Origin of the sequence: Neobacillus citreus, assembly GCF_018343545.2 — a bacterium.
Lineage (GTDB): Bacteria > Bacillota > Bacilli > Bacillales > Cytobacillaceae > Neobacillus > Neobacillus citreus.
On record NZ_JAGYPE020000113.1, the window covers coordinates 1 to 8,055 of the forward strand.

The 8,055-nt window shown below is 47.1% G+C and carries 7 protein-coding genes; all 7 read right to left on the reverse strand.

The genetic code is table 11. The features are described from left to right. Positions 1-196: 196 nt before the first annotated feature. On the reverse strand, positions 197-1,387 hold the full coding sequence (locus KHB02_RS28965; protein ID WP_213148157.1) for a M14 family metallopeptidase: 1,191 nt from the start codon (positions 1,385-1,387) through the stop codon (positions 197-199). Positions 1,388-1,463: 76 nt separating this feature from the next. Beyond that, the gene (locus KHB02_RS28970; RefSeq protein ID WP_213148158.1) at positions 1,464-2,375 is read right to left on the reverse strand and encodes a class I SAM-dependent methyltransferase; all 912 of its coding nucleotides are present in this window, start codon (positions 2,373-2,375) and stop codon (positions 1,464-1,466) included. Positions 2,376-2,516: 141 nt separating this feature from the next. Continuing rightward, positions 2,517-3,914, reverse strand: coding sequence for an FAD-binding oxidoreductase (locus KHB02_RS28975; RefSeq protein WP_213148159.1), 1,398 nt, complete (start codon positions 3,912-3,914; stop codon positions 2,517-2,519). A 111-nt stretch (positions 3,915-4,025) separates the two neighbouring features. Next, positions 4,026-5,405, reverse strand: a complete 1,380-nt coding sequence (locus KHB02_RS28980; protein ID WP_213148160.1) for a dihydrolipoamide acetyltransferase family protein — start codon at positions 5,403-5,405, stop codon at positions 4,026-4,028. Positions 5,406-5,433: 28 nt separating this feature from the next. Next, a complete protein-coding gene (locus KHB02_RS28985; RefSeq protein WP_213148161.1) occupies positions 5,434-6,414 on the reverse strand; it encodes an alpha-ketoacid dehydrogenase subunit beta in 981 nt (326 codons plus the stop codon). Beyond that, positions 6,414-7,478, reverse strand: a complete 1,065-nt coding sequence (gene pdhA, locus KHB02_RS28990) for a pyruvate dehydrogenase (acetyl-transferring) E1 component subunit alpha (protein WP_213148162.1) — start codon at positions 7,476-7,478, stop codon at positions 6,414-6,416. Before pdhA ends, KHB02_RS28985 begins: the two co-directional genes overlap by 1 nt. Positions 7,479-7,647: 169 nt before the next feature. After that, on the reverse strand, positions 7,648-8,055 hold a 408-nt coding region (locus KHB02_RS28995; protein WP_241114183.1), incomplete at its 5' end, for a DJ-1/PfpI family protein.

The window sequence follows — 8,055 nt, forward strand, 5'->3', positions numbered from 1 at the left end:
TTTCCTCACTTGTCTCGGGTGGTTTTGGTCCTCATCGGCCTTATGAAGGACATTTCCTCACTTGCCTCGGGTGGTTTTCGTCTTCATCAATCTTCTGAAGGACATTTCACTCCTCGCCTCGGGCGGTTTTGGCCTTCACTTCATTAACCTAAAAATAAAAAACAGGCAGCCATCTCAACATGGCCGCCCCCACAATTCAAAGATACAACCCCGCCAAAAAGATCCCCAAAGCCTTCTCATAAATTTCATCAAATTGCGAAAGGGGCAGCGGGTTCACCCCGTGGCCAAGTTCGACCGTGAAGCCTGGCCGCTGCCAATCCTGAATGAACCAGTCTTTGTAGCCGGCATAGCTCTCGAGGGTTTTAACAGGTTTATACCCGCTTACCCTGCTTAACTCATTGACCATCCCCTCGGATACCGGCGGTTCCATGTTCTCAAAGCCCCAATAGATTTCCTCGCCCTGGGTATGGAAGGCAAAGACCCTGGCATAATCGCGGTTCCGGGTTAAGTCTGCCATTGCGATAGCTTCCGGTTCTGACAACGGCTTCTCGCCGCCATAATCGCGCGGGCCCGGCTCTTTTGGATTCCGTGCCCGTTCCAGCTCCCAGCGTGCCGGGAACTGATCATTCAAATCGACACCCCGGATATTCGCTTTCCAGCCGGAAAAATCCGTGCTTCCTTTGTTGAATTCAACAACTCTATTTTTCCACTCAGGATTTTCAGGCGGTCCATGCAAAACGAGATTAACCCCATCCGGATTGACCATAGGCACCACCGATAAAGCGGTTTGCTGATACAATCTGGACATCTCAAGGCCTCGGATTGGATTTTGATTAGTCAGCGACAACAGGTAATCGTTTAAAAACGTCATTAACACCGCTGTCGTAATCCACTCGTTGGCATGAAAGGAAGCATTATAATGAATTCTCTTTGAACCCTTTCCTATATGCAGCTCAGATAACTCGTTTCCGAGAACTGATTTCCCGATCGTGTTCAGCTGCAAAAATGGATACACATTCTGTAGCCGTCCGATATCCTTCGCCAACCGGATGTAATCGTAATTCTGCTTTCCTTGGACCAATCTCCAGGTAATCCTGATCGGTACTTTTATCATTTGCCCAATCTGCAGCTGGTTCGGGTTAATATGTTGATTAACGAGTAATAATGCATCCACACCCAGATTCCGATGGCGGGCAATCGCCCATAAGGAATCACCCTGCTGGACCTGGTAGTCCTGTGCAACAAAGCCAGGAATTCTAATTCGCTGTCCGACGGAAATTTTATCGGGGTCAATGTCCCGATTTGAATCCAAGATAAGCTGTAAATCTAGATGAAACAATTGGCTGTAGTACCATAACGAGTCCCCACGCCTAACGATAATATCCATGAATGCCTCCTACAGCTAAAAATTGGTATCAATAAAAATGTATGCTGGCATTCCTGAAATATTAATTTGCCGCCAGTTATTTATGCACAGCCAGATGCGCAAAGTGAAAATGGTCAAAGGCGTGGAGACTATCTTCCCTGTTGGAAAAATATAAATCTTCGATATTAGCAGGAGCCAGGTTTTCATACACGAGCATGTTACAATTCTGCAGTTCGAGGTCCAGTTCCAACGGGTCAAAGCCTGTTTTCATTGGTTCTCCCGTTTGTGCGGTAATTTGCCGCATCTGAATCAGTCTTTTGGAGGCAAACTGGTCATCAAACGCAGCAGCATCTAGGTAATCGAATACGAAAGAAGTTCCATTTACAGACATCCCCGAAATGGTCGACAAAAGTTGAAAAAAGTCTTTTTTCTCGAGGTACATCACCACACCAAGCAAACTAAAAAAGCTTAATTTTTGCGGATCATAGCCGTATTTTTTGAGTTCGTTTTGAAGTGAATTGTGTTTAAAATCTACGGGGACAAATTTTACGTTGGCTGGCAAGTCCATGCCTAGTTCTTGAAGCCGATTTTGTTTAAAGGCTTGGGTTGCGGGATGGTCGACTTCATAGATGGTGAAATCTTCGGGTAAATCCAACTGCCTTAATGAAAAGGTATCAAATCCGGCACCTAAAATCACATATTGCCGAACGCCACGTTCAATCGCTGCCATTAGCGCATCCTCTGCATATCTTGCCCTGCTGACCAATTGCGGAACCGTCTGATTATTCATGACCCAGGCTAATTTTTCCTCAAAGGCAGTCAATTTTGTACCTGGATCAAAGAAGGCAATGGCGTTGGCCCAATTGGCGCCAATCAATTGCTTTTCCTCCTCAAGCAAAAGGAGATTGGCCATATTGTCTTGAAAAATTGGCTGGCTTGATGCAGCTGCATGATAGCCTCTGGCAAAGCAGCTTACTAACGCGGTCAAACTTTCCTTTGTTTTTTCCAAATCAATTCCCCCTTCTTTTAATAAAGAAAAAACCCCCAGCAAAAAAATCCGCTAGGAGTTAATAGTAAGCCCTCTATCAATACGTGTCAATTGCATAATATTTTATTATAACATAAAAATTTTCATTTGTCAATACATATTTTACTTAAGTTCAAATGGAGCTGACAAAGGAACATTGTCGAAAATCTTCCCTGGATTTAAGATATTGTTAGGGTCAACCATTGTTTTTATTCCCTTCATAATGGAAAGAGTGTCCCCATGTTCCTCTTGAAGGAATTTCTTCTTGCCGAGGCCAATCCCGTGCTCACCTGTACAGGTTCCCCCTTTGGACAGGGCATACTGAACGATTTGCGTATGAACCTCCTCGACCTGCTTCATGTGTTCTTCATCCTGCGTGTCCACCGAAAAAACGGCATGGTAATTCCCATCGCCAACATGGCCGAAAATGACAGCATCAATTCCATACTGGTCAACAATTTTTCTAGTATATTGTAAGGCATCGGAAAGCTCCGATAACGGTACGCATACATCCGTTACCATATGCCCCTTACCAGGATTCGCGGCGATGATGGCCAGAGCAGCCTGGTGGCGCGCCTCCCAGAGCTGTGCTCTTTTAATGGAATCATTTTCGAATTCAAAGGTGACACATTGCTCATCCTTGATAATTTCTTGGACGATTTCGAGGCTGTTGGTGACTTCCGGTTCACTGCCGCTAAATTCCATAAACAGCGTCGGTTCCTCCCGATATGATGTGTTTTTAAAGGCATTAACGGCTTGGATTGTTTTTTGATCAACGAGTTCAATCTTCCCAATCGGCAGGCCGGCTTTTAGAAGTACAGTGGCCGCTATTCCCGCTGCTTCAATCGATGGGAATGTTGCTTTGATATCAATGGTGGTCTCAGGGATGCCTTGCAGCTTCAGGATAATCTCTGTAAATACTCCCAGTGTTCCTTCCGAGCCGACAAATAAACCGGTTAAGTTGTATCCTGCTGATGATTTATACGAATATCCTCCAGTGCGAATGGAGGAACCGTCTGCCAGGACTAGCTCCAGTCCGAGAACCTGGTCCCGCATGACTCCATACTTAACTGTATTCGTCCCGCTCGCGTTGGTAGCCGTCATGCCGCCTATCGTCGCATCTGCCCCCGGATCGACCGGAAAGAAGAGTCCATACTTTTTCAACGCTTGGTTTAGCTGATTTCTCGTAACCCCCGGCTGAACCGTGACAATAAAATCATCAGGGCGAACGGAGATAATTTCATTCATCAACGTAAAATCAAGACTAATGCCGCCGTTTAAAGGGATGATATGCCCCTCAAGGCTCGATCCCGCCCCAAAGGGAACAACCGCAACCTTATTTTCATTTGCAAACCGCATGATACGGCTGACCTCTTCCTTAGAAACCGGGAAAACCACCACATCAGGCATCCGCGGCGAGTGATACGAAATCCCCTTGCTATGCTGCTCCAACACCGCCCCATTCACACTAACCCGCTCAGCATCCCCAACAATCCTTAACAACTCATCATACAGCCACACAACCTAGCCCCCCTAACAAACTCATAAATTCACAAATTCACAAACTATCCAACCACGGCGGACAAATGTCTGCGCGCGGTGCCTGACTCCATATTAATTCACCCTATCAAATTATCGCCCTTCCAGGATGAATAGTTCCGGGTTTCCGATGAGGGTGCCGATTTCTTCCATGAAGGCGTTGGCAGGGGCACCGTCGATGACGCGGTGGTCGAAGGTGATAGACATGCCCATGACTTGACCGATGACGATTTGGTCGTCCTGAACGATTGGTTTTTTCTTGATGCTGTGGACGCCCAATATGGCGACTTCTGGATAATTGATGATCGGAGTGGCAAACCAGCCGCCATTTCCGCCTGTACTCGAAATTGTAAATGTACTGCCCGAAAGCTCATGTGGTTTTAATTTTCTTTCTCTCGCCCGCTTTGATAGATCTTGAAGCTCCGCTGCTATTTCCAAAATCGTCTTTTGGTCAGCATGTTTGATGACCGGGACGAGCAAGCCGTCATCCGTGGCCACGGCAACCCCAATATGGATGTTTTTCTTATAGATAATTTCAAGCTTCTCATCGTCTACCGTTGCGTTAAAGATAGGGTGCCGGCTCAGTGCCTTGGCGGCGGCCTTCACGAAAAACGGAAGGTATGTAAGCTTGACTCCAGCGCTTTCGGCATGCGGCTCCAGCTGTTTTTTTAGTTCAACCAGCTTGGTGACAACGACCTCGTCCATCCCACTGCAATGGATGGCTGTGGATTTTGATAGTTTCATGTTTTGATAGATTTTTTTTCTTAAGCCCCGGATTGGCTCTCTTACTTCTTCTTCCAGCCTTACTGCTGCTTCTCGTTCTGACGGAGATTCCTTAGGCGGCGCAGATACTGCCGCTGCCTCCTGCAACTCAAATGCCGCAACAGTCGCCGCTGCCTCCTTCTCTGCAAGCGTCTTGAAGTTCCTGACGTCCTCTTCCGTCACCTTTCCGCCTTTTCCTGTTGGCACAACCTCGGTAATATCGATACCAAGTTCCCTTGCCAGCTTTCTGACAGACGGTGCCGCAATGACGCGTTTTTTTGGTAAAATACCTACTGAATTTTGCTGTAAATTATGTTGAGTAAATGAATTGGTTTGTGTGGAGACTTGTTTCGTGTGTTCAAATTGTGTGGATTCTCGTTGTAATGTATTGATCCCGTTTGAGCCTTGTTGGATGGATTCATGTTGTCCGGACGTTTTACTAGCTGAAACAAGCACTCCCGCTCCGGCCTTTACGTCCTCAAGAACTGTGAATAAAACTTCGCCGACCTTAACAACCTCGCCGACTTCCGCGCCGAAGGATTGTACTACTCCCCCGACTGGTGACGAAATTTCCACCACAGCCTTATCGGTTTGCACCTCTACGATGTTCTCATTTTCCCTTACAAAGTCACCGGCTGCCTTAAACCACGTCAAAATCTCTGCTTCGTGTAAGCCTTCGCCAATATCAGGAAGACGGAATTCATAAGCCATATTTTTATGCCACTCCCATTTTTGAAAATTAATGTGCTAATACCTCTCTAATCCCTTGGCTGATTCTGTCTGCATTTGGAAGCCAGTCTTCTTCCACTGATGGCACCGGATATGGCGTGTCAAAGCTTGTAACCCGCACAATTGGCGCCGACAGATGGAACAACGCCTTTTCGTTAATCATCGCGGAAATTTCAGCACCCGGTCCTCCGGTTTTCACCGCCTCATGAACAATCATGGCCCGTCCTGTTTTTTGCACGGAAGCAATGATGGTATCCTCGTCAATCGGCGACACCGTCCGCAGGTCAATAATCTCAATCGAAACAGGCTGCTCCTGCTCCCACTGTTCAACTACCTTGCTTACGAGCGGCACCGTCTGTCCCCACGTAATTACCGTTAGGTCTTCGCCATCTTTTACAACCTTGGCTTTGCCAATCTCAATGATGTAATCCTCTTCTGGCACTTCCTGCTTGAAAGCGCGGTATAACTTCATCGGCTCCAAAAATAAAACAGGGTCATTATCGCGGATAGCCGCTGTTAACAGCCCCTTGGCATCATAAGGGGAACTTGGCATTACCACTTTCAGCCCCGGTGAATGCAAAAATAAACCTTCTAAACTATCAGAATGCAGCTCCGGAGTCTTGACTCCCCCGCCATACGGTGCACGGACAACCATTGGCGCACCCAGCACCCCGCCAGACCGGAAGCGAAGTCTCGCTGCCTGTGCTGCCATTTGGTCCATCGCTTCATAAATAAACCCGAAGAATTGGATCTCCGCCACCGGGCGCAAGCCCCTTGCTGCCATGCCGACTGCCGTGCCGACGATTGCCGATTCCGCAATTGGCGTATCTACTACCCGATCTTCTCCAAAAATAGCCTGCAGACCGTCAGTTGCCCGGAACACACCGCCGTTTTTTCCAATATCCTCTCCCAAGCAAATGACTCTCGGGTCTCTCTCCATTTCCTTCTTTAAGGTAAAATTAATTGCCTCTATCATTGTCATTGCGGTCATTATTTCAAAACCCCCTCTGATGAAACAGATTGCTGCTGCTCAGTAAGCTGGCTGGTCTTTTTCTCATAAACAATTTCAAATATATCTTCCACTTTGCTTTTCGGAGTATTTGCAGCCGTTTCAAAGGCCTCTGTGACCTTTTGTTCCGCTAATTCAAATTCTCTCTGCTCCAACTCTTCATTCCAGATTCCCTTTTCAAGCAAAAATGCCTTTATTCGTTTCAGCGGGTCCTTGGCGAGCCAATCTTCCACATCGCTTTTATTTCGGTATTTTGTCGGGTCATCCGCAGTGGTATGCGGGCCCTGTCTGTATGTAACAGCTTCAACTAATACAGGCTGTCCGCTGCGCGCCCTCTCTAACGCCTGCTTCATAGTCGTATAGACCGCCAGGACATCGTTGCCATCCACCTGAATTCCGGTGATTCCATAGGCAACCGCCTTTTGGGCAATCGTTCCGCTCGCCGTTTGTTTTGATCTCGGAACACTGATGGCCCACTGGTTATTCTGAACGAAAAAGACCATCGGAAGCTTGTAAACACCGGCAAAGTTGAGGGCCTCGTGGAAATCACCTTCGGAGGTGCCGCCGTCACCGATATAGGTCACACTGACACTGTTTTCACCTTGGTATTTCCCTGCCCAGGCCCCGCCTACAGCATGAAGGCACTGTGCACCGATGATAATTTGTACTGGAAAAACATTGGCCCCTTCGGCATCCGTTCCCTTTAAATGCCCCATCGTATAAAGGAAAAAGTTTTTCATTGGGAATCCGTGAACAAAAAGGGCCGCCCCTTCCCGATAGCTTGGATAAATCCAATCCTGCTTTTCTAGTGCGAAAGCGCTGCCAACTTGCGCCGCTTCCTGCCCGCTTAACGGTGCATATGTACCAATTCTCCCCTGCCTCTGAAACTTTAAGGCTCTTTGGTCAAATACTCTTGCTTGCACCATCCATTTGTACATCGAAATTAACTCGTCATCACTTACCTCAGGCGCCCCGATTGTCAGCTTTCCGTTTTCATCTAAATATTGAACCCTGTTGACTGGCAATTCATTCGGTTCAATCCACATATAAGTACCTCCTTTTAAAAATCTCCCTAATTCCACCTGCTGGCATTTGTCCATGCTTGCGACTAGCATATATGCCCTCTATGTTTTTGTCAATACAGTTGTTCGAAGGTTCAGAAAATACACTTATTTCTAAAAAAGCAGGAGCATTGCTGCACTCCTGCCTAAATTGTTATTTATTTTGGTTTAATTGATTAATAAATTCCCTCATAAAGCCCGGCAGGTCTGGCCAGGCATGGCCGGAAACGAGATTTCCTTGAACATGGAGATGGTTTTCAATATAAGTCGCTCCTGCCGCTTCCACATCTGGTTTGCAGGCAATATAGGCAGTTAACTCGCGGCCTTCCATATACTTGCGTACAGTTGTTAGCACGAGACTAGCATGGCAAATGGCACCGACTGGTTTGTTTGCCTCAAAGAAATGGGCAACGATTCGCGGCACATTCTCATTTAAGCGGATGTATTCCGGCGCCCTTCCCCCTGGAATAATCAGCCCGTCAAATTCCTCAGGATTTACATCCTCAAAAGCAGTTTGGGCTTCGATTAAGTATCCTTTGCTTTCCGTATAAGTATCCCAGCC

What these genes read in the sequence shown, in the direction of transcription:
- KHB02_RS28965 (WP_213148157.1), bottom strand. Translation starts at nt 1,387, where the DNA reads ATGGATATTATCGTTAGGCGTGGGGACTCGTTATGGTACTACAGCCAA.
- KHB02_RS28980 (WP_213148160.1), bottom strand. Translation starts at nt 5,405, where the DNA reads ATGGCTTATGAATTCCGTCTTCCTGATATTGGCGAAGGCTTACACGAA.
- KHB02_RS28985 (WP_213148161.1), bottom strand. Translation starts at nt 6,414, where the DNA reads ATGACCGCAATGACAATGATAGAGGCAATTAATTTTACCTTAAAGAAG.
- pdhA (WP_213148162.1), bottom strand. Translation starts at nt 7,478, where the DNA reads ATGTGGATTGAACCGAATGAATTGCCAGTCAACAGGGTTCAATATTTA.